Annotated in this window: 19 protein-coding genes; 7 read left to right on the top strand and 12 right to left on the bottom strand. The window is 46.3% G+C overall.

The annotated features are described in order from the left end of the window. Positions 1-5: 5 nt before the first annotated feature. Positions 6-872 (bottom strand): formyltetrahydrofolate deformylase, encoded by an 867-nt coding sequence (gene purU / locus AC1RR2_RS14860; RefSeq protein ID WP_493223048.1) that lies wholly within the window; start codon positions 870-872, stop codon positions 6-8. Between the two features lie 159 nt (positions 873-1031). Between purU and AC1RR2_RS14855 the strand changes: the two genes are divergently transcribed. The 5 genes from AC1RR2_RS14855 to AC1RR2_RS14835 all read left to right on the top strand — a co-directional run bounded on the left by AC1RR2_RS14855 (position 1032) and on the right by AC1RR2_RS14835 (position 6545). Beyond that, the gene (locus AC1RR2_RS14855) at positions 1032-2069 is read left to right on the top strand and encodes an NADP-dependent oxidoreductase (RefSeq protein WP_493223047.1); all 1038 of its coding nucleotides are present in this window, start codon (positions 1032-1034) and stop codon (positions 2067-2069) included. A 210-nt stretch (positions 2070-2279) separates the two neighbouring features. Next, on the top strand, positions 2280-3548 hold the full coding sequence (locus tag AC1RR2_RS14850) for a hypothetical protein (protein ID WP_493223046.1): 1269 nt from the start codon (positions 2280-2282) through the stop codon (positions 3546-3548). Between the two features lie 7 nt (positions 3549-3555). After that, positions 3556-4014 (top strand): hypothetical protein, encoded by a 459-nt coding sequence (locus tag AC1RR2_RS14845; RefSeq protein ID WP_493223045.1) that lies wholly within the window; start codon positions 3556-3558, stop codon positions 4012-4014. A gap of 42 nt (positions 4015-4056) precedes the next feature. Further along, positions 4057-5670: a diguanylate cyclase gene (locus AC1RR2_RS14840; protein WP_493223044.1), complete on the top strand. Its 1614-nt coding sequence runs from the start codon at positions 4057-4059 to the stop codon at positions 5668-5670. Positions 5671-5855: 185 nt separating this feature from the next. Then, positions 5856-6545, top strand: coding sequence for a hypothetical protein (locus AC1RR2_RS14835; protein ID WP_493223043.1), 690 nt, complete (start codon positions 5856-5858; stop codon positions 6543-6545). Positions 6546-6663: 118 nt separating this feature from the next. Here AC1RR2_RS14835 and AC1RR2_RS14830 read toward each other — a convergent pair whose 3' ends face one another. The 10 genes from AC1RR2_RS14830 to AC1RR2_RS14785 all read right to left on the bottom strand — a co-directional run bounded on the left by AC1RR2_RS14830 (position 6664) and on the right by AC1RR2_RS14785 (position 18473). Further along, positions 6664-8121 (bottom strand): DNA recombination protein RmuC, encoded by a 1458-nt coding sequence (locus AC1RR2_RS14830; RefSeq protein WP_493223042.1) that lies wholly within the window; start codon positions 8119-8121, stop codon positions 6664-6666. Between the two features lie 69 nt (positions 8122-8190). Then, the gene (locus tag AC1RR2_RS14825; protein ID WP_493223041.1) at positions 8191-8589 is read right to left on the bottom strand and encodes a group II truncated hemoglobin; all 399 of its coding nucleotides are present in this window, start codon (positions 8587-8589) and stop codon (positions 8191-8193) included. 151 nt (positions 8590-8740) lie between these two features. Then, the gene (locus AC1RR2_RS14820) at positions 8741-11272 is read right to left on the bottom strand and encodes an ABC transporter permease (RefSeq protein ID WP_493223040.1); all 2532 of its coding nucleotides are present in this window, start codon (positions 11270-11272) and stop codon (positions 8741-8743) included. A 37-nt stretch (positions 11273-11309) separates the two neighbouring features. Next, entirely contained in the window at positions 11310-12551 is a 1242-nt protein-coding gene (locus AC1RR2_RS14815) for a cystathionine gamma-synthase family protein (protein ID WP_493223039.1), read from the bottom strand. A gap of 162 nt (positions 12552-12713) precedes the next feature. Further along, complete coding sequence (locus AC1RR2_RS14810) at positions 12714-13904, bottom strand: hypothetical protein (protein WP_493223038.1); 1191 nt, start codon at positions 13902-13904, stop codon at positions 12714-12716. A gap of 116 nt (positions 13905-14020) precedes the next feature. Beyond that, the gene (locus AC1RR2_RS14805) at positions 14021-14557 is read right to left on the bottom strand and encodes a hypothetical protein (protein WP_493223037.1); all 537 of its coding nucleotides are present in this window, start codon (positions 14555-14557) and stop codon (positions 14021-14023) included. 48 nt (positions 14558-14605) lie between these two features. After that, the gene (locus AC1RR2_RS14800; RefSeq protein WP_493223036.1) at positions 14606-15211 is read right to left on the bottom strand and encodes an RNA polymerase sigma factor; all 606 of its coding nucleotides are present in this window, start codon (positions 15209-15211) and stop codon (positions 14606-14608) included. Positions 15212-15458: 247 nt separating this feature from the next. Next, the gene (locus AC1RR2_RS14795; protein ID WP_493223035.1) at positions 15459-16340 is read right to left on the bottom strand and encodes an alpha/beta fold hydrolase; all 882 of its coding nucleotides are present in this window, start codon (positions 16338-16340) and stop codon (positions 15459-15461) included. 206 nt (positions 16341-16546) lie between these two features. Beyond that, positions 16547-17554, bottom strand: a complete 1008-nt coding sequence (locus tag AC1RR2_RS14790) for a flagella assembly protein FlgT middle domain-containing protein (protein ID WP_493223034.1) — start codon at positions 17552-17554, stop codon at positions 16547-16549. 43 nt (positions 17555-17597) lie between these two features. Then, entirely contained in the window at positions 17598-18473 is an 876-nt protein-coding gene (locus AC1RR2_RS14785) for a ferritin-like domain-containing protein (RefSeq protein WP_493223033.1), read from the bottom strand. Positions 18474-18561: 88 nt separating this feature from the next. On the opposite strand from AC1RR2_RS14785, the gene AC1RR2_RS14780 reads away from it, so the two are divergent. Next, entirely contained in the window at positions 18562-19095 is a 534-nt protein-coding gene (locus AC1RR2_RS14780; RefSeq protein WP_493223032.1) for a gamma carbonic anhydrase family protein, read from the top strand. A gap of 48 nt (positions 19096-19143) precedes the next feature. Further along, positions 19144-20070: an Hsp33 family molecular chaperone HslO gene (gene hslO, locus AC1RR2_RS14775; protein ID WP_493223031.1), complete on the top strand. Its 927-nt coding sequence runs from the start codon at positions 19144-19146 to the stop codon at positions 20068-20070. Positions 20071-20467: 397 nt separating this feature from the next. Here hslO and AC1RR2_RS14770 read toward each other — a convergent pair. Then, a partial coding sequence (locus AC1RR2_RS14770; RefSeq protein WP_493223030.1) for an autotransporter family protein occupies positions 20468-22982 on the bottom strand: 2515 nt, incomplete at its 5' end.

The raw sequence follows: 22982 nt of genomic DNA, 5'->3' as shown, positions 1-22982 counted from the left end.
TGAATTTATTTGAAAACTATGGTCTTATGACCGTTTAAAAGTATGCGATGTTCTACAAAATAGTTGACTGCGCGTGCCAGTACCACGCACTCAACATCACGCCCGATTGCAGTCAGCTTTTCTGGATCCATGGCGTGATCCACACGTTCCACGTCTTGCTCGATAATAGGACCTTCATCCAAATCTCCAGTCACAAAATGTGCTGTCGCACCGATTAGTTTCACACCACGGTCATGCGCCTGATAGTAAGGTTTGGCACCTTTAAAACTAGGTAAGAAGGAATGATGAATATTGATCGCACGCCCGCTAAGTGCCTGACACATCTCATTCGACAATATTTGCATATAACGCGCCAGCACCACCAACTCAGCCTGATGGCCGTCAATCACATCCAAGACCTTACGTTCTTGCACAGCTTTTGCTTCGGCGCTGGCACCAGCCGCCAAAGGCAGATGATGAAAAGGAATATTGTAGCTAGCCGCCAATTGATAAAAATCGGTGTGGTTCGAGATTATCGCTTTAATCTCTACGGGCAATAAACCGCTTCTGTAACGGAATAAAAGATCATTGAGGCAATGTCCTATTTTTGACACCATCAAAACCACACCTGGCTTATGATGCGCGTCATGTAGCTGCCATTCCATCTCCCATCCCTTTGCCACTTCGGCAAACTCGGCGCGCAAACCTAGATCGCTGATCGCTGCATCATCCAGCGAAAAATGCACACGCATAAAAAACAACTGCGAGTGCGCATCGCCAAATTGTGCCGAATCAATAATATTGCAACCATGAGTCGCTAAGAAACCGGAAACACTATGCACAATGCCGCGTTCATCCGGGCATGCCAAAGTCAGGATATATTCAGGACGCATAAAATTCTGTAAATGATCGAGGTTAGGGATAGAAAGGAATTCAAAAGTAGGAACATTGTCTCATGTTCAAGCTGTTTTTATTGCGAATGCAAAATAAAAGCACACTCGTACTTATTCATGTATAGTCACCGACTTACCCCTCACTTTGGAGATTCCTCGATGTCTATAACTGCGCCACTTATCTATCGCCAGATACGCTTAGCTGCCCGCCCGATAGGATTTCCGAAAGACAGTGATTGGTTGCATACCGAAGAAGCCATCACGGACTTAAAGCCCGGTGAGATTTTGGTAAAAACTTTATATTTATCGATAGATCCCGCAATGCGTGGTTGGATGAATGGCGGTAAATCCTATATTCGCCCGGTAGAAATCAACGAAGTCATGCGCGCTGGTGGTATCGCTCAAGTAGTGGCTTCACAGTCCGAACGTTTTCAGGTCGGCGATTACGTATCTGGCAGTGTCGGAGTACAAGAATATTGGCAAGGCGCGGCAGATCATCCCTATGCAGGCTTCTACAAAGTCGATCCAGAGCTCGCTCCGCTCCCCAAATATCTGAATGCGCTGGGAATGCCAGGCATGACCGCCTACTTCGGCTTATTAGATGTAGGGCAACCGAAAGCAGGTGAAACTGTTGTTGTTTCGGGCGCTGCAGGCGCAGTCGGACAGACTGTTGGTCAAGTCGCCAAACAACTTGGCTGTCGAGTGGTCGGCATCGCAGGTGGTAAAGATAAGTGTGATTTTGTTGTCGATGAACTAGGCTTTGACGCTTGTATTGATTACAAAAACACCGTGGTAAAAGAGGGTCTCAAACAGCATTGTCCCAATGGTGTTGATATTTATTTTGACAATGTCGGTGGTGAAATTTTGGATACCGTATTAACCCGTATCAATCGCAAAGCCCGCATCATTATCTGCGGCGCGATCTCGCAGTACAACAATACTTCAGAAATCAAAGGGCCCGCTAACTACCTATCCTTATTGGTCAATCGGGCGCGTATGGAAGGCATCGTGGTATTTGATTATGTACAGCGTTATCCTGAAGCAGTACAACAAATGAGTCACTGGATGGCAGAGGGAAAATTCCACACACGTGAGGATATTGTTAAAGGCTTAGACAATTTCCCCGAGGCTTTGATGATGCTTTTTGAGGGTAAAAACTTTGGCAAACTGATCTTGCAAGTGAGTGATCCCCTGTAAAACCGAATAAGCACGCACACATCAAATAGCTGCAAATTGAAGTCAGCTTTGTGAAACCTGACTTCAAAATAAAAACAATGTCGTATTCAATCACGACAGCAAAATTAGAGATTGCAAGCCGTATTGCACCTGTGTAATATGGATTGAGACACTTGGACACTTCTTTGGCGAAATGCCATCACTAAGTCTTTCAGTTCAGAATGAGGTCCTATGAAGGATTTTTTTCTACGGCGCTGCATTTCCAGCCTCTTGCTCTTAAGTGCGGCCTATTCTGTAAATGCGACTGCTCAAGTTGCCGAGCAGGATAATGCGCTGAAACTCAGTGGTTTCGGCACTGTAGGTCTTGCTTATAATTCAAGCCGGGAATTCGACTACCTGCGTGACCTGCTACAAACCAAAGGTGTCGGTGCCAGTCATCGCATCGATGTTGGTATCGATTCTTTACTTGGTTTACAAATCTCAGCCACTGCCAGTGACAATCTGGACTTTACAGCTCAAGTCGTGACTCGCCGCAGTTATCGTGGATTTCGTCCCGAGGTGAGCTGGCTGTTTGCAAAATATTCACCGACAGATGAACTCGACCTGCGCGCAGGTCGCCTCGGCTTTGACGTCTACCCGCTTGCCGATTCACGCAATGTTGCCTACTCCTATTTATGGGTGCGCCCGCCGGTCGAATATTTTGGGAGTTTGATTCTGTCTCATATTAATGGTGCTGACCTAGTCTATAAGATCAACGATGGCTATGGCCAAACCAAGATCAAACTCTTTGCCGGTCAGGCAACAGAAGAAATACTAACCAATTTGCCCAATGATTTTTTTTCCTTAAAAGGATCAAAGCTAATTGGTGGGCATCTCGAATTTCAATCTCAACATTGGCTCGCTCGTGTCGGCCTAGCCCAACTCAAATTCAACAAGGAATTTGGTGGCTTAGTAAGCTTCCTGGACACTCTGCGGTCGCCGCAATTAACGGCGATCAATCCCGCATTACCGGCGGTTGCACAAGATATCTCATTTAAAGACAAGAAAATCCAATATCTGTCAGCCGGACTAGTCTACGATCAAGGCCCTTTGCAAGCACAACTCATGTACAGCCGACTCAAATCACAAACTTCGGGTTTCAGCTCTAATGAATCGGCATTTTTTACGGCAGGCTATCGTATGAAGGAATGGACTCCCTATTTCACCATCGCAAAGACACGCCCCATTTTACTTAAACCACTATCAGCGGGCTTACCAGCAGGAGTTAATCCACAATTTGACGCGATTAATTCCGCCATTCATGACATTTCTATAAATACCCAGAGCGCACAGGATTCACAATCCTTGGGGCTGCGCTATAGCCTTAGCACTAGTAGTGACTTGAGAATTCAGTTAGATCACATCCAAAACACACGAAGACTGCTAGTCAGATCATCCAAAGATTCATGGGACGGTAAGAGTAATATCATCAGTTTCACTTTTAATTTTATTTTTAATTGAGCGGACGTTGAACGCGACGATCATGCACCGGCAACGACGATTATTCATCATTTTTTCCGCACTTGGTATGCTGACTCTGGCTGCCAAAAGTTCGGCTGCGAGTGATTTTGTCGTGATCGCTAATTTACATTCCGGTATAGACAAGATGAGTAAGGATGAAGTGATCAATGTGTATATGGGGCGCAATCGTAAGCTAGCATCTGGTATCAACGCACTGCCTTTAGATTTAGAAAATCCCATCGCCGAGAAAGCCAATTTCTATAGCGTTATGGTAAATAAGGAGTTATCTGAAATAAGCTCCTATTGGGCACGGCTCATGTTCTCAGGCCAAGGTTCGCCACCGCAACAAGTGACGAGTCAGGAAGCAGCGATCGAGATTGTCAGTAATCGACGAGGCGCGATCGCTTACATCGATAGAAAAAAAATCGACAAGCGTGTTAAAGTCGTTTTTGATCCTTTGCGTTGAGCTCCCCCTACTATCTCCTTTCACCTTCGCCAACTATCAACCATGCTGAAACTACTACGCACCAGTATCGTTATACGAAGCAGCGTAGTGGTATTGACCATCGCACTATTTGTAGGCGGCATTTTTGCGGCGTTTACTTACTCGTGGGAAGCCAATACCGAACAAGAATTAGTGAAAAACCGTATGAATACTTTACTCAGCACAGTAGAGAATACGGTCAGTATCGCTTGCTATTTATTTGACGCCAATCTGGCCAAAGAAGTCGGACAAGGTCTGCTCAAAAACGAAGATGTCGCCAGTATCAAAATTTTTTCTGATAAACAAGTACTTGCGGAGCTAAGTAAAAACAAAAGTGTTCAACACAATGGTGTCTTGAACTTAGGAACCAAGTCTACGCTACTCATACAACGGCTCATTTACTCGCCATTTAATCCCAAAGAAACCGTCTGTGAGATAGAACTGACGCCAGATCTTTCTTTTATTCGCGGGCAAATCAATAACAAAGCACGCATCACCGCCTATCTCTTAATATTGCAAGCGCTGATTATGGCGGGCGCCGTGGTCTGTGTCGTCATGTTCATGATTACCCGTCCCATCAAAACTATTTCGGATCGTCTACATCACTTGCCGCCGAATGCCAATGCCAGTTTACCGCTGCCACCAGGCAATGAAAAAGATGAGATTGGTCAGTTGGTCAGAGACGTGAATACCTTGTTTTCTAAGTTATTTAATCTACTGGAAGATGAAAGAGAGCTACGCATACGGCATCAGGTTGGAGAGAAAAAATTTCAGGCCATTTTTGAAAACTCTGAGACCGGGATTTTTCTCCTAAAGTCGAATGGTGAAGTCATTTCTTCCAATCCTGCTTACTTGCGCCTGTTTGCCATTGCGACCGACGCCGATGTAAATCATATCAAAGATAGCTTAGTACGGAATCTGGAAGAATATGCGCTACGCCTGCAAAGCATGTTGGACAATGCAACTTATGCAGAATATGTTGCCTCCGAAGATTTCATGATAGAAGTAGGCAATCCACCACAAAGAAAATGGATCAATCTGGTAATCAGTGCGGTCGAAGATGGTGTTTTACAAGGACTAGTCAACGATATCACCGACAGAAAACAAATTGAAGAGTCGGCGACCCAATTAGCAGTAACTGATCATTTGACAGGAATTGGGAATCGACTTGGTTTTGAAAAAGCCATGACGCGCATCCATTTTGAAATGCACGGCGGCTTAATCGACAGTTTCTATTTGCTGATGATAGATCTCGATGGATTTAAAGAAGTGAATGATCAATTCGGCCATGACATTGGCGACAAAGTGCTGTGTCACTTTACCCAGCTGCTAAGTAAAATCGTCAGGAAATCCGATTTTATTGCCCGTGTCGGAGGCGATGAATTTATCGTCATCCTGAAAGATATCGATCAGTTGGCAAAAGTTAAAAACATCGCCGATAAAATCGTCACATCGGCCGCACAGCCTATAATTTTTGAAAACACAGAAGCCATTCAAATCGGTGCGAGCGTAGGGATAACACTCGCCAATACGCCCGACTACGATCAAAGCGCGATTATGCTGCAAGCCGATGAAGCCATGTATCAGGCAAAAAAATCCGGCAAAAATCAATACCGAATTTATGCTGAGAGTGACTGAAATATAATTGAACGACCTTCAGTGTAGACATGTGCAGCACTTAACAAGGCAAATCAAAAATCCTAAAGCTTCTTCTCGTGCTACCCAGCGTCGTAGCAAATAATACCGAAAAATACGACTAGTCGAATCAAAGGAATGCAGCTAAGCTTTCGAATTAGCTTTTAATCTAGCTTATGCATACCTCTATGTCTGAAATTTTGCTCACGCATCGAACGAACTGGCAACCACAAACAAAGCAAGAACGCAGCTTTGCCGCCGTTGCCGCGATACTCATTTCACTGACGTTCTTTGCGCAATTTAATCAGCAATTCGTCCCCAATAATCTACCTGACAAATTGGGCAATTCCAAACAACTTTTTTTGAGCTGGATCAGCGTAGCAAAAACGACTACAGCACCGCAAAAAATAGAAGTCACACCAAATACACCAAAGAAAATCGCTCCCAATAAAGTCGCCTTGAAAGCAATCAGCAAACAACGCCCGATTGACGGCGTGATGAGGGAACAGCCAGCCACTTCAATTACAAGCATCAACAAAGAAACTACGAACGAAACTGTGAAAGAAACTGCGATAGCAGATCCTTTAGCAAACACCGCGACTCAAGAACCCACATTCAGCGCTAGCGGCAAAACCAGCATTCATTTGGGCAAACCCAACAGCGCAGCAATCCGCGCCGCCTACGAGGCGAGTAAGTCCGATATACAAAAAATGGCAGATGCCAGCAATAAGACTTTGATCAACACACCCGCCAGCAAATATGAACAATTTCAAGGCGCTGCCAATCGCGCAGCGAAACCAGATTGTCTACGCCAAGGTGGCAGCATATTGTCTTTATTGGTGGTTGCTTATCAGGCGGCAACCGATCATTGTAAGTAGGCGTTTGCGCTCAGTTATTTAGGGCGTCTTATCGCAGTCGCCGCTTGCGGGAGTAAGTTTATTTTAGAGCGAGAGTAATGCCTCAAAGGCAACATTTAAATGACATCCATTGATTAATTCAGCTATCACCATCGTCAGCAACACCCTCATCCAAGCCCAACAAACTTTGCGCAGTATCGCTTGGTAAGGCTTCGACCAATTTCAATTTACGTGTCATTTGACGGGTGCGGACTTCTGCTTTGTCTATGTTGTCTGCGGCTTTGACCAGGGCATTTTTGGTGGCGGCTAAGACGTCGCCAAATTTGCTAAATTCAGTTTTAACAGCGCCCAAAACCTGCCAGACTTCTGAGGAGCGCTTTTCTAATACCAGAGTACGGAAACCCATTTGCAAGCTGTTTAATAGCGCGGATAAGGTTGACGGACCTGAGATAGAAACGCGATGCGTGCGTTGTAGTTCATCGGCCAAACCCGGACGGCGCATGACCTCAGCGTACAAGCCTTCAGTCGGTAAAAACAAAATCGCAAAATCGGTCGTCAATGGCGGCGACAGATATTTTTCGGCTATCGTTTTCGCTTCATTACGAATCGCGCGTTCTAATTCTTTACCTGCTTGTGCTACACCTTCGGCGTCAGCACGTTCTGCCGCATCTAACAAACGTTCGTATTGTTCTTTCGGGAATTTTGCATCTATCGGCATCCACACAGGTGCACGATCATCTTCTTTGCCGGGCAATTTGATCGCAAATTCAACCCGCTCTCCACTACCGGGAACCGTCTCTACATTTTTACCGTATTGATCAGGGGTCAGCATTTGTTCCAACACCATCTCTAGCTGTACTTCACCCCAAGTGCCACGAGTTTTTACATTCGTTAGTACCCGTTTTAAATCGCCGACACCGATTGCCAATTGCTGCATTTCGCCCAAGCCTTGATGTACTTTTTCCAGGCGCTCAGACACTTGCTTAAACGATTCACCCAAACGCTGCTCTAACGTTGCGTGAAGTTTTTCATCAACCGTTTTGCGCATTTCTTCCAACTTGCCTGCATTGTCCGCTTGCAGTTGTTGTATCTTTTGTTCCAAAGTGGTACGTATCTCGCCCATACGCTGAGCGTTCGATTCGGTCATGCTGGCCAAGGTCTGATTCAAGGTGTCAGCAAAACGTTTCAAACTCACGCTTTGCTCTTCCCGCGCCGTTTGCCCTTGGACCGTCAAGGCCTGGCGCATTTGTTCTAGTTGCTGGGCATTGGTCTCATTCAACTTAACCAATTGCTGAGAGAACGCATCGATTTGATTATTTTGTAACGTGGCGACGCTGGTGAGTTGTGCGGCCAGCGCTTGTTGAAACTGCGTAAAGTTACCGCCTAATTCCTGACGAGTGGCTTGCGCAGTGGATAGTACTTGCTCGCGTAAGCTACGTTCGCTGCGTTCTTGCGCTTGTTGTGATTGCGCTTGAAGTGTCTGTAGTTGCGTTAGCAGTTGTGTGTCACCACTACTTTGTTTACGGAACAACATAGCAATTTGCAGTAGTACGATGACTACCATACCGACTATCAGAGTGATTTCTATCGTGGTCATTGGATTTGAACGCTTAAATTTATCGGTCTATTTCAAACGAATTTGAAACTCATTTCAAGGTCTTTTACTTTACCCCGGCGTATTCCGCATCCAGTCTGCCGTTTGATAAAACGAGCTCATCAGGTGTTCTTGCAAGCCCTCTTCAATACCGACATCTTGCATGGCCCAAGCCATGCAACGTAACCATTGGTCACGTTCTGCGACCCCTATCGCATAAGGTAAATGACGGGCGCGTAAGCGAGGGTGTCCGAACTGTTCTATATACAAGTTGGGTCCCCCCATCCATCCGGATAAAAACCAAAACAACTTATCACGCGAGCTGTCGTTCGGTTGTGGATGCATCGCGTTGATGCCAGAAAACTCTGCTTCCAACTGCATCAGATCATAAAACCTGTCGACCATCTCGCGCAATTTATCCGCACCACCAATCAATGCATATAAGTTTGATTTCTCTTCTTCAATTTCCATAAAACTGTTTTACTCGTTCAATTTAATAAACACTAAAATCTTCGCTTTTCTCTGCGCTCCTCAGCGCCTCTGCGTCTCGGCGTTGAGGGGTTTATTTTGTGACCCTTATTCATGAGACTAAATAGTCAACATTTCTTCCCAATAAGTAGGTTCAGCTATTCCGTAACGACAGCAAAGGCGGTTGATTCAAGACATTACGCAAACCCAACCAACCACCGATCAAAGCACAAATCGCACCGACAACAATACCAGCGCCCCAAACCAGAGGTGAAAAAGTCCAAGCGAATTTAAAAGAGTAAGTCGCCAATACCCAACCTATGGCGGAAGCGCCACTCGCGGCCAATGCACCTGCGACACTGCCCACCAGCAAAAATTCTATCCACTGCGCTTGTGACAGTTGTTGACGCGTTGCACCTAATGCTCGTAATAAAGCGGCTTCACGCATGCGCAAATCCTGCGATCCTGCCAAGGCGGCGTACAATACCAAGACACCAGAAACCAGTGTAAACAAAAACAGAAATTCAACCGCGGTGATGACTTGATCCAATACATCTTGTAACTGCTTCAAAATTGCCCCTACGTCCATCACGGTCAAATTGGGGAAATCCATCGTCAATTGATTTGCAAATTGCTTATTCGTATCAGGAATGCGAAAAGCCGTAATAAAAGTCTGCGGCATATTCTGCATCGCTTTGGGGTTGATCACCACGAAGAAATTAACCCGCATCGAACCCCAATCTAGTTTGCGCAAGCTGGTGATTTTTGCCGTGATTTTTTGTCCCGCGATATCAAAAGTCATCTTATCGCCTAACTGCAATTTCAAAGTCTTTGCCAAGCCTTCTTCCACTGAAGCTTCAGGTTCCGTAGCACGACTATCTTGAAACCACTCTCCTGCTACAACTTTATTCAGATAAGGTAAATCGCTCATCGTGGATAAATTAAATTCACGCTCCACCAAGCCATTTGCACGTTCATCCTGATAACTATTCGGTTTCAAAAGGCTGCCATTCACTTCAATCAGACGTCCACGTATCATGGGATAAATTTGTGGTTGTGCGAATTTCTCCAAACGTTTGGCGATCTCGCTTTTTTGTTCCGGTTGAATATTGATCACAAAATGATTCGGTGCGTCAGCGGGTGTCGATTGCTTCCATGCTGCGATCAGATCACTACGTACTACGGTCAATAGTAGCAATGCCATCAGGCCCAAAGACAAAGCCACCACTTGTACCACAGTCGCACCGGGGCGACGCTGTAGTGCTGTAATCGCAAAACGCCATGCTGAATGATTGACGACATTGCGTAGACGTTTTAAACCCATCATGGATAATCTGGCGATCAGCGCAAACCCAAGCATGCCTATCAAAAATCCTGCGGCCACCATCAGCCCTACTTTGATGTCACCGGTTTGCCACAGCAACAAACCGACAAATACCGCCAAACCCAAGCCATAAGTGACTAAGGTCAATGCTTGTGGCGCGTCTTGTTCACGTCGTATAACGCGGTTATGCGGCACATTACGCAACTGCAAAATCGGCGGCATCGCAAAACCGATCAGCAACAAAATGCCAATCGCCAATCCTTGCAAAGCAGGTAAAAAACTCGCAGATGGTAAATCATTCGTCACTAATTTTCCCAACCATTCCAACAACACATAATGTCCGGCAAAACCGAGCATCACACCGGCGATACTACCTATGACACCCAGCACTAAAAATTCAAACAAATACATCACCGTGACCTGGTTTTGCGTTAAACCAAGACAACGCAACATGGCACAAGCATCGATATGACGTAGCATAAATCGACGTGCCGCCATCGCCACCGCAACAGCCGCCAGCATGGCGGACAACATACTCACCATAGACAAGAATTGTTCCGCTCTGTCCAAAGTGGTGCGCATTTGTTCGTTGCCATTTTCTATGGTTTCCAGGCGCACGCCTTTCAGGCTTTTTGTTTGAATTTCCTGTTCTAAAAAAGCCTGGAATTCTTTGATGGCTGATTTATCGCCTGCCAATAACAAACGATAAGTCACACGCGAGCCATCCTGAATTAATTTAGTCGCAGCCAAATCGTCCATCGCTATCATGACGCGCGGTGAAAAACTCAAAAAACCTGAGCCACGATCGGGTTCAGAGGCAATACTGGCTGCCACCGTGAATTGTTGCTCTCCTAGCGTAATCAGATCTCCCGCCGCGACTTTTAAACTGCCAAACAAGGCGGGATCTATCCATACCGTCCCGCGTTTTGGAATTTCATTGGTGACGACTTCTTTATCCGCCTGATTCAATTTCAACTTGCCGCGCAGAGGATAATTACTGGTAACCGCTTTTAAGGTCACCAATTTTGCCATGCCAGTGTCGCTACTCCCATTACTACCATTAGAGCCGCTCGATAATGCCATGCTAGGAAATACCACCGTCTCCGCCACTTGCAATCGAGCTTGTTGCGCCTTTGTTTTCCAATCTGGATTCAGCGCTTGCGCCGAACTGATCAATAAATCAGAGGCCAATACCTGATGCGCATCGCGGTTCAAGCCATTACGCAGACGATCTACAAAAAAACCGACGGACGATAAAGAGGCAACCGCCACCATTAAAGCAACCAAAAGAAAACGCAGCTCTCCAGCACGCCAATCGCGTTGCGTCATTTTCAGAGAGAGTGACAAAATGCTAGAAAACATAAGACTCCTAAATTGTGGTGGCGGACCTGAGTAAAAATCAGCCCGCTAAAGCCTGTGCAAAATCATGCAACAAATCGGCGGTATCTTCTATCCCAACTGAGACCCGAATCAAGGAATCGGCAATCCCCATCTCCGCCCGCCGCTCCGCGCCCATTTCAAAAAATATGGTATGCGCCACCGGAATCACCAGGGTACGGGTATCGCCCAAATGGGTGGCGTTGATCGCTAAATTCAAGCGATTCAAATAATCAAAACAATCAATCTCTGGCTGCAATTCAAAACTGAACAAGGCACCATAAGCACGGAACAATTCGCTCGCCAGTGCGTGCTGGGGATGCGAAGGCAAACCCGGATAATGCACGACGGCGACGCGTGGATCAGCTTCTAACATCTGCGCCAAAGCCAATGCATTGAGGCTTTCACGTTCCATACGCAAAGCCAGTGTCTCTGCGCCGACAGCGATCTGATGCGCCGCATCGGGTGCCAGCGAAGCACCAAAGTCACGCAAGGCTTTAGCACGCAATTGGGCCATGCCTTGCTGCGCTGGTGCTTGCTTACGGAAATTCGCAGCGATATGGGGATAGCTGGCCCAATCAAACAAACCCGTATCCGTAATTGCACCGCCTAAAACATTGCCATGACCGGCAATCGATTTGGTCAAGGAATTAATCACTAAGCCAGCGCCCACCGCTTTGGGTTGAAATAAGTAAGGCGAGGTCATCGTATTATCGACCACAAACAAAATGCCGCGTTCGCGACATAAGTCGCCTATGCGTTTTAAATCGGCGATTTGGGTACGTGGATTAGCAATGGTTTCCACAAACACCATGCGGGTATTGGATTTAATCGCTGCGGCAACATTGGCAACATCCGTGGCATCGACCAATGACAACTCCATGCCTTGCTCGGCACAGGTTTGCCATACGCTATTGGTATTGCCGAATAAAAATCGTGAAGACACGAGATGATCGCCGTAACGCAGCAAACCCTGAAACACCGCGCCTATGGCCGCCATGCCCGTTGCAAAACAAATGCTGGCAACACCCTGCTCCATCTTCGTCAGCTTGTCTTCTAAGGCAGAAACGGTGGGATTACCTTGACGTCCATAGCGGTAACCTGATTGTTTACCTTGAAATACCTCGGCCAAATCACGCGCATTCTTGTAGCCGTAAGTGACTGAAGTATGAATAGGTTTATGGGGAGAACCGTGCTCTATGTCTTTTTGACGGTCGTTATGCAAAATGGTGGTAGTAAAACCCAAGGATTTTGGAGTATTCATCGCTAAAATTACCTGCAGAAATCGAGACAAAAGAAGAGTTTAACAGCTAACGCCAAATTTGCTGCAAGTGCGATCGATTTCGCTATCAATTCAACGATAAAAAAAGCGAACCTCAAAAAGACTGGTTCGCTTTTTCTTGTTTTGACAGAGGCAAGTTTCTAATCACTCTTTCTCTTTTTTGTCTTCACGTTTAATCCGAATTTCTTTGATTTCTTTTGTATCCTTGAGATCTTTGGCGATATCTCGCAGTTTATAGTCACCCGGTACGGCAAACATACTAGCTGCAACTTCATCACGTTTAATGTTATTCAAGCGATAGATTCTGTCACCAGAGCGTGGATCGCTGTGTTTTGAATAAATCGTAATCTGCAAATCAGGTGAATGCCAGGTTTCGTCTGTCACTACAATAGGATTTGCATTGCCAATTTCACCGGCCGGGATCTCAAAACTGCTCTGTTTCCCTTCTGCTTTGATGCCATCAAAATCTTTACTACCAAGCGCTTTCGTTTGGCGTTTGCTCGCCCATTTAGCATCGCCAAAGACGTTGACCAGACTAGTGCTCATCGCACCGCCGCTTGCCATGCCAGGCATGACAAACTCCAATTGACGGCCGTTTTCTTGACCGAGCACATTGACTGTCAATGTTTTTTCATTGTCGCCGGCTTTCGCTTCTGCACCTGCTTTTTCTACACGACGAACTATCACATGGCGCTCAGTATCTTTGGCGTCGCCAGCGGTCATTTTCAACTCGACAATATCCTTACCATCTTTTGAACGCGTGATATTTTCCGTCACTATTTTCAAAGGTTCGCCACTTATTTTAGATGTCATCGCCATTTTGCCCATGAGCTTGGTAGCCACCTTGGTTTTAGGATTCAAAATAATATGGCCTTCCGCGGGATCGTTAATGATAATTTCACGCAGTTCACCTTTCGCATCACGAATTTCTTCGCGGGTACGTCCCTGGCTATCGCGATAAGTCAGCGTCGAGCTCTTATTCGAAATCACGTTGCCGTCAGCTAGTTTTTGCTGACTTTCAGAAATCACCTCTGCGCTATAGGGTGCATTTTTTACCAGTTTTCCTGAGAAACGGAAGAAATTCATGCCACTTGCTGGATTGGCAAATATCATTTCTCCCGAGCCATTTACTCTACGCTCAATTTCTATTTTTCGTCCCTCAACTTTTTCTTTGTCCTGCTCATTATCCAATACTAGGTTAAATGCCAAAGTAGTGTCGACAGCAATCGTTTTGCTGATCTTAGTATCGGATATTGGATCTGAACGATCGATCGCTTTGACTGGCAAACTCAAAATTGCAGCAGCAATCGCTGCACTGATAACTAATTGTTTCATATTCACACCATCCTTTTTTCTTTAATTAAGCCTAAACATGCTCACTAAATCAGCTGACGCAATCGACTGACTCAATCAGCACTCCGTTACACAAGCTACCCAGCAAACAATTTCGCCTAATTGGGCAAAAACCTTACCGCTAAAAATTCATCGTTAGCCCCGACCAAGACTTCGGCTTTAGAACTTAAATTTGCCACCTCAGGATTCACGGTCACGCCCATAGTCGCCAATACCGAATGCGGAATCTGCGCCCGAACAATACGCATATCATCCTGTTTCAAAATTTCTGCACCGGAATTCAACGCCAAAAAAGGTATCTCTTCATGCATTTCATAGCTAGCTTGAAGTTCACTGCTATCCAAAATTACATCCTGACTTGTGTCCTGATTTGTGTCCTTATTTGCGATCAATGCCACAGGCGAGGTCTGATTCAACACCAACACCACGACTACCAGACATGCACATAAACCGCTTGTTAATTGCCAAGAAAATTCCTGCCAGCGTCGATACCAAGGACGCTTGGGAAAATGTTGTTCAAACGCCCCCAATAATGTCTGCTCGAGCGAAGCAGGTGCCTCCAAAGACGCCAGCTCCTGCTGCAAAGCCCGTTTATAGGGCTTAAAAATAGCTTCTGTCTCATCAAAATTTTTCATTACAGTTTCCAATTACTATGCATTATTTCTTTGTTGTCTGGATTTGCATCAAGCGCGCTGCGCATCTACTGCATATCCACTACGATACTGGCTTAGGCGTTCCGCGAGTGCTTGACGAGCGCGCGATAAACGAGAACGCACCGTGCCTACATTAATCTGGCAAATATCGGCAATCTCCAGATAAGACATTTCATGTAGCTCATACAGTATCAACACATCCCGATAATGCGGTGCCAGACTGGCGATTGCTTGCCGCAAATCTTCAGCCATTTGATCACGCATCAAACGCTCCAATGGTGCAGCGTCCTCGCAAATAACTTCGCTTAGCGTATCCTGATCCTCATCATCTTCGAATTCAGTGAGCGCGCTTGCTGTTTTTTGCAAGGCACTATCATGTTTCATCGCCACATTACGCGCCACACCAAATAGAAAGTAATGCAATTGACCTTTTAAGGCGTCGTATTTGTACTGATCCGTCATTAAACCGATAAACACGTCTTGCACCACGTCTGCGGCAATCGCGCTTGCGCCACAACGCAGGACTGCATAACGATATAAGGCAGCATGATGACGGCGATATAAGACGGCAAAAGCGTTTTTATCGCCATTACGCATCTGTCGCATTAATTCGGTATCAGAAATCAAATCATCCATGCTTCACTATAGTTTTTTTATGTAACGTCGTCTCGCACAACTTAAGCTGCCATTCCGTCGCAAATTTGTTTTATACGTCTATTCCTCAGTAAGGCATAAAAAGTTCCAAATATCGCTAAAAGAACGAAAAAAAATCGCTGAAATAAAAAAAGCAACAAAAACACTTTGACGGTTTTTGTTGCTTTTAATTTATTTAAACGAATTATCGCTACATGCTTGAAAGCGCTACGCATTCACCAGAACGGTATCAATCACCCAATAAGAAGTCCTCTATCAGTGTTGCTAAAACTTCTGGCTGATCATGATGCAACATATGTCCCGCGTCCATCACTATTTCTGTGCGCATCTTAGGCACATATTGCATGCGTCGATCGATCTCGGCGCGCGCCTGTTCTTTAGAACCTATCATACGCCAAATATCGGTGTCATTGGCCTCCACCCACAATACGGGTGCTGCAATATTGTGCCAACATTCCAGGACTTCATCGACATGGTACAGAATAGGACTGGAATTTTTGTGTGCCGGATCAGCTAGCAATTCCCAAACGCCTTGTGCATTTTGCTTAGACCAATGCTGCGCTAAGAACGCTGCGCGCTCATCGGGCAAACGCGGATTGGTTTTTTGCAAGCGTCCCGCTACTTCTTCTACACTTGCGTAAGTGCGCAGACTTGGCACTTCACGCAATTCTTCCAACCATTTTCTATAACGCCCTGGTGCTTGTTTGGCTTGCGTCATCGGCATGCCAAAGCCTTCCAGGTTAATCAATTTGGCAATGCGTTCTGGGCGCACCCCTGCGTACAGCATAGCGATATTTCCGCCCATACTATGTCCTAGCAAGTTGACTGCATGCTCAGGTGAATAGTGCTGCAAAATCGCATCCAGATCGGCAACATAATCAGGAAACCAATAACTTTCTACTTTTGGATATTCAGTCAAGCCAAAACCGCGCCAATCGGGTGCGATAACATGCCAATCACGCGCCAGACAATCAACGACAAATTGAAATGAGGCCGCCACGTCCATCCAGCCATGCAGCATAAACAACAACGGTGCATCGGGATTACCCCAATGGCGTATATGCATGTTCAATCCACGCAGGGAGACGAATTCAGAGTGACTTGATTTCATAATATTGACCTAAAGATAAAAATAGAACGACCGTTCGATTATTATACGCTATTGCAGCATTTTGTTGTTTGACCCGCTTTTAATGAAAAAGGCAGCCGATTTACTTTGACATAAATCGGCTGCCTTCTCATTCTTGTTAAGTCCATCATCGCGTTCACATGAATATCGCCGCTATTCAAACGCTGCTACCGCCCACTGTGTAACTATCAGTAGGCAAGGGTATCAAATCGCACAAAATCACCTACTTTCACCTGCACCGTTTTATTACTCTGGTCCTCCAGTAACTCAGCCACCGCAAATGGCAATTGCACCTGTACGACTTTCATCTTGCCCATGCTCGCTTGTGGAATGCCATACTGCAAAGGACGGGCTTGCTGAGCACTTAGACCCAAAGTCGGCAATTGATCGTAATCGGATACCACCAAAGCCTGATCGCCCACGATGATGTTAGAACTTAGACCCGCATCAAAAATAATTTGCTTGTCTTTGATTTTGATGATCTTCGCCATCAGAGGAAATGGCGCCAAATCCTTGCGTATCCATGCCACCGATTCTTCGATCACTGCATCAACCGCCTTGCCAAAACTAGTCGCATAGAAGGCGACACTGCCAAAAGGCTTGTCGCGTCCGACCTTACTATCATCATCCGCAGGACGATATAGCAAATGACGACTTATAAAAGCGCCACTCAAGCCATCATAAATATTAAATTCGACTTCTATATGGCGATTCCGGCTTTCCCATAGGCCGAGGAATTTTTTATCGCTGCGGATACCGGCATTTCTGATTTCACCCGAGATCACAAATTGCGCATCATTTTCAGCCGCGACTTGCTGCACCATTTTTGCAGTCGGAGCGCTTTGTTTTAAATCGAAAGATAAAAGATTCGGTGACTGGCGCACAATGTAACTACCGCTGCGTTCCAGGCGATTTAGCATTTCACGAGGAAAACCCTGAGCGATATCGTCAAGATCTTGCACTTGTGAGGCCACATTGACAGCAAAGCCCGTCATCACGACTTTCTTTTTCAATACTCGCTCTGCTGCCGGCTTGGGGGCTGGCGGTTTGGAAAATAAGCCGCAACTACTCAGTGTTAAAAGTGTAGCTCCCAAAGTGCTTAGCACAAAAACGCGACTGACAAATCGACTAGCACTTTTTAATAATTGAAAAAAGCTCGTGTTTGACCATGTAAAAGAACCGCGATATTGAGACATTCTTATTATCCTTTTTTTGCTAAATCGGCTTGTACTGTTAATACTAACTAATATTCATAGCACTAAGCTCTTGCTGCGTAAAACCCGCCGCAAGACGCGCTGCTACATTAAACGGTGCGCGCAAAGTTGGTGCTCTAAATTGTGCAGCTAATTGTGCGAAACAAGCTATCGGCTCTAACTGACGTTGTTCGCATAAATAGGCAAACCATCGATTACCTATCGCCACATGTCCGATTTCATCACGCAGAATGATATCTAAAATTTCAGCGGCGGCCTGATCACCGGCTTGTGCAATTTTGGCACGTAAGGCAGGTGTCGCATCCAGTCCGCGGGCCTCCATCGTCCGGGGGACCAATGCCATACGTGACAGCACATCGTCCTGAGTTCGTTCGGCCAATTCCCACAAGCTATTATGCGCAGGAAAATCGCCGTATTCAAAGCCCAATGTAACTAAATGATCGGCCAGTAAGCTAAAGTGATACGCCTCCTCCTGAGCCACTTGCAACCAGTCGCTGTAATACGCGTCGGGCATATCAGCGAAACGCCAGATTGCATCTAAGGCCAGGTTGATGGCATTGAACTCAATGTGCGCCAGAGCATGAATTAAAGTAGCGCGCCCTTCTAAAGTGTTCATGGCACGGCGCTTGACACCAAGAGGCGGTACCAACTCCGGTCTTGATGGCCGCCCCGGTATTTCAGCTGGCGCAAGCAATCGTGCACTGACATTCAGCGTCAATTGCTGCGCCAAATACGCTTGCCGTAATGCCAGTACAGCAGCTGCTTTGCTACGGGCATCAGCTTCGATCAAGCATACCAATGCAGCTGATCGCAATTCAAATTGCGTTGAGTCGCGATCAACATTTCCCTGAGTGCTGTCGTCATTTGAGGAAGAAAATTCTGGTGAGGTCGGTGAAATCATGCGGAGGGCGGTAAAATGACGGATTATTTAAGTCCACTATTTTACGGCATTTACCGCCCTCCTCTTTAGAAGTTTCATAGGAAGCAACATGGCAATCTATCAATTAGGCGATGTCACACCCGACATTGATCCCAGTGCTTACATCACCGACAGTGCAAAAATTATAGGCAAAGTAAAAATCGACGCGTTCGCCAGCGTCTGGTTCGGCACCGTGATTCGTGGTGACAATGAGTTAATTCACATCGGGGAAAACAGCAATTTACAAGAATCTTGTGTTTTGCATACTGATCCGGGTTTTCCCTTAACCATTAGCAAGAATGTGACGGTCGGACATCAAGCGATGTTACATGGTTGCAGCATAGGGGAAGGTAGTCTGATCGGCATACAGGCGGTAATTCTCAATGGCGCGAAAATAGGCAAAAATTGCCTGGTCGGAGCCGGTTCACTAGTCACCGAGGGCAAAGCGTTTCCTGATAATTCGCTGATTGTTGGCTCGCCAGCCAAAGTTGTCCGCACGCTCAGCGATGAAGCCATCGCGCAAATGCAAGCCAACACACAAAACTATGTGCGTCGTGCACAAGAATATAAAACCCAATTAAAGCGCATTGATACTGCGCATTGATACTGAGTAATCGTCATAGAACTCATCATAAAAAATCAAGGAAATACAGTGAAAGATAATCTGCAAAAATTTATGTTTGAACACGCCGGTGTACGCGGTGAGCTGGTCGAGTTACCGAATACCTGGCGCGAAATTTTATCGCATCAGACTTATCCTAAAGCGGTACAAACGATATTAGGTGAATTACTGGCAGCGTCGGCGTTACTCAGTGCCAATTTAAAATTCAATGGCACCATGATCATGCAAATACATGGCGATGGTCCAGTACGTTTACTGGTCGTTGAATGTGACGCGCAAATGCGTATGCGTGCAACCGCAAAATTAGCGCCGGATGTTGAGATTGCTGATGATGCTAGCTTGGGTGATTTAGTTCATCAGAACGGTCAAGGACGTTTCGTAATTACCTTAGATCCAAACGACAAAATGCCGGGACAACAAGCGTATCAAGGTATCGTGCCTTTAGATGGCGAATCAATTGCAACCGTGATTGAAAATTATATGATGCGCTCAGAACAGCTCGACACTAAGCTCTGGTTAGCAGCAGATAATCAGGTGACGCGTGGCTTACTGTTACAAAAACTACCCAAAATCGGCGGCACAGAATCTAGCGTAGAAGATGAAACAGAAGCCTGGAATCGCGCCGTCATCTTAGGCAGTACGGTGAAACGGCAAGAATTATTAGATACCGATATCGACACCCTCATGAATCGTCTGTTCTGGGAAGAAACTCTGCGCGTTTTTGAATTGCAGCATCCTCAATTTCATTGCAATTGCACGCGTGAAAAAGTCGGGAATATGTTGAAAATGCTGGGTGAAGAAGAAATTAAAACAGCAATTACCGAATTAGATAAACTCGATATCAATTGCGATTTTTGCGGTAAACATTACGGATTCGATCCGGTTGACTGTGCTCAATTATTTATCACTAGTACTTTGGTGGATGGCGTTGTAACACCAACGGGTAGCAAACACTAAGTTTTATTCCCCGTTTCTAAAGACCTCGCGACAGTTGTGGAGAGGTCTCCTCTATGTAGTGTGTATTAAAGCTCGGTCGAACTTTAGGGCCTGTTAACATTTAAATTGGGAGTGCGAATGCGGAAAAACGGGCACAGGGCTAGGCGTCAAGGCGCGCCGCAGTGCGAGCACTGTAAGCGACTTGCAACAACGCCATGTGCCCGTTTTACCCATTCCCGAAGGGTTCAAGCCAAAAGGCGCGATGGACAGCGTTGCAGCTCTTGCCGAGGCATCAGCCTCGGCGGCGAACTACGCCTTGCCATCACACCTTTTTGCTTGAACGCATCTCCCGATTTAAATGTTAACAGGCCCTAATACACACTGTTTTTTTATGTGGACTATTTTCAATCAAGTGCCATCAATACTGATAGGAGAAGCGCACATTAAAACGATTCGCTTTATTGCCGCCATTTGCATCAGCATGCGTATAAGTGAAAATCGTGACTATGCCGTTTTTCCACGTCATATCTGCGCCTAAAGTCAGCAATAACATTCTTCTATCGATATCATTGCTAGGGATCAAATAAATCGCATCTGGCATATCGATGTAATTTATTTTCAAGCTATCCCTACGCGCAAAATCACGTTGGAATTCCATCTTCAAGCGCGGTATCAATTCGCCCCATGCTGTAGCGATCTTCATCTCGCTAGTGAAGCCGACTGTACTTCGTTGACTTAACATCGTCTGTTCATGGTAATGCAAAAGATAAGCCCCAGTGCCAGTCTCTGAAAACGGATCTAGCTTCAATTTTGTCATATCGAGACGTACATACGGCATCAACATGATTTTGCCAAAACTAAAATCGCTGCTAACCGAACCCGAACTGATCATCTGCGTTCCTTTCCACTGACCAAAGGCCATAGACATATCATTGCTATCCTGGCGACCGAAACGGTCTTCGATTTTGTTCGCACCCAACATGAATGAGAAACGCACCGAGGGAAATAATTGTGTCGTGAGATAACTTGCAGCAGTGTTCGCGGTTGCCGTCATGAAGGAAGGATTGCGTGCAAACTCACTATGATCGCGGGCATAACCCAAACCAAAACCGATATGCGTTTGGCCACCACCAAAGCAACGATCAGCACCAGCGCTAAATCCCATGGTAGTGTATTTCAAACCGTTTGCACTGCGATAACTACCAACGCTATTCAAGCCAGACACCCACATAGCAAGCGGACCACAATCTTTCTTAGGCTCATTTTTCTCATCCGTTTTTGAAGCGGCAGCCTGCGATGCCAGCTCTAGCATCCGACCGTTAAAATGTTCTATTTGAGTCTGTTCAAAATGACGTACTGCAGCAGCATTCGCCGCGAATACGGCTAGTACGCCTGGATCTTTAGACGGATCGGGACGAGGAACCACCGTGATGACTAATTGCGCAACATTTGAAACGCCGCCGATTGCGCTCGCAGTAAAGTTCAGACTATCGCCGCCTATATAACCTGGTGCTGGCGTATAGGTGACTCGCGTACCGCTCACGCTTGCTACGCCATGCGCGGGCGGGCTGTTTAGACTGATACTGACTCCCGAGAAAATAGGACCAGAAATTAATCCCGCCAGATCAATGACCCCACTTCGTCCAGCCTCGACCGTCAAACTCGCATTGCGCACAACGGGTGCCGCTGCAATCACCGAGATAGTAATCGTGGCAGAAGCAAAACTGCCGTTACTACCTAATAGCGAATAACTTACCGTATCAGAGCCCACATAATTTGTCGCAGGTGAATAACTTAAGCTCATTCCATTATGGGTCAAAGTGCCATGTGCTGGCTGAGAAATAATACTTAGACTCACCGTCCCAGGCAAACTCATTACAGGTAAATTGTTGGCTGTACTATTGACCTGAACGATCACGTTATTTGAGGCATTGGCAATAGCTTGCACTGTAATTGAGATAGTCACAGGGTCCGACACGCCACCCGGCCCATTCGCTTTAATACTGACGGCATCGCTACCAACATAGCCTGCTGTTGGCGTATAAATCAATCCCATACCACTCACCGCAACGCTACCGTGCGCGGCTGTCCCTGTCACCGTAATACTAGTAGCGCTACCAGTAATGAGGGGCGTTATACTATTCGAACTACTGTTAGCCAATACGGTGACACTGCTGGCATTGACCACAGGCGGTAATGGATTCACCGTAATGTTAATCGTCGCTGGCGCTGAACTACCACCTGGCCCTGTCGCCGTAATTGTGATGCTGTCACTACCAACATACGCGGCCGCGGGTGTATAACTTAGTCCCATGCCGTTCACCACAACGCTACCGTGTGCTGCTGTCGCTGTCACTGTAATGCTGGTGGCGCTACCGGTAATGACGGGCGTAATACTATTCGAACTACTGTTAGCCAGCACGGTGACACTACTTGCATTGACCATAGGCGGTAAAGGATTCACGGTAATGCTAATCGTCGCTGGTGCTGAAGTACCACCTGGCCCTGTCGCCGTAATCGTAATGCTGTCACTACCAACATATGCGGCCGCGGGTGTATAAGTTAATCCCATGCCGTTTACCACAACGCTACCGTGTGCTGCTGTCGCTGTCACCGTAATACTGGTGGCGCTACCGGTAATGGCGGGCGTAATACTATTCGAACTACTATTGGTCAGCACAGTGACACTACTTGCACTGACCACAGGCGGCAATGGATTCACCGTAATGCTAATCGTCGCTGATGCTGAAGTTCCACCTGCCCCTGTCGCCGTAATCGTAATGCTGTCGCTACCAACATAAGCGGCTGTCGGCGTATAAATCAAGCCCATCCCGCTCACTGTAACAGTACCGTGCGCTGCTGTACCTACTACCGCGATACTGGTAGCACTACCCGTAATTATGGGGAGAATACTGTTTGAACTACTGTTGGCC

The organism is Undibacterium sp. GW821-FHT11H02 (genome assembly GCF_058808015.1).
The sequence above is the reverse complement of the archived record's forward strand: the minus strand, read 5'-3'. Positions and strand labels throughout refer to the sequence as shown.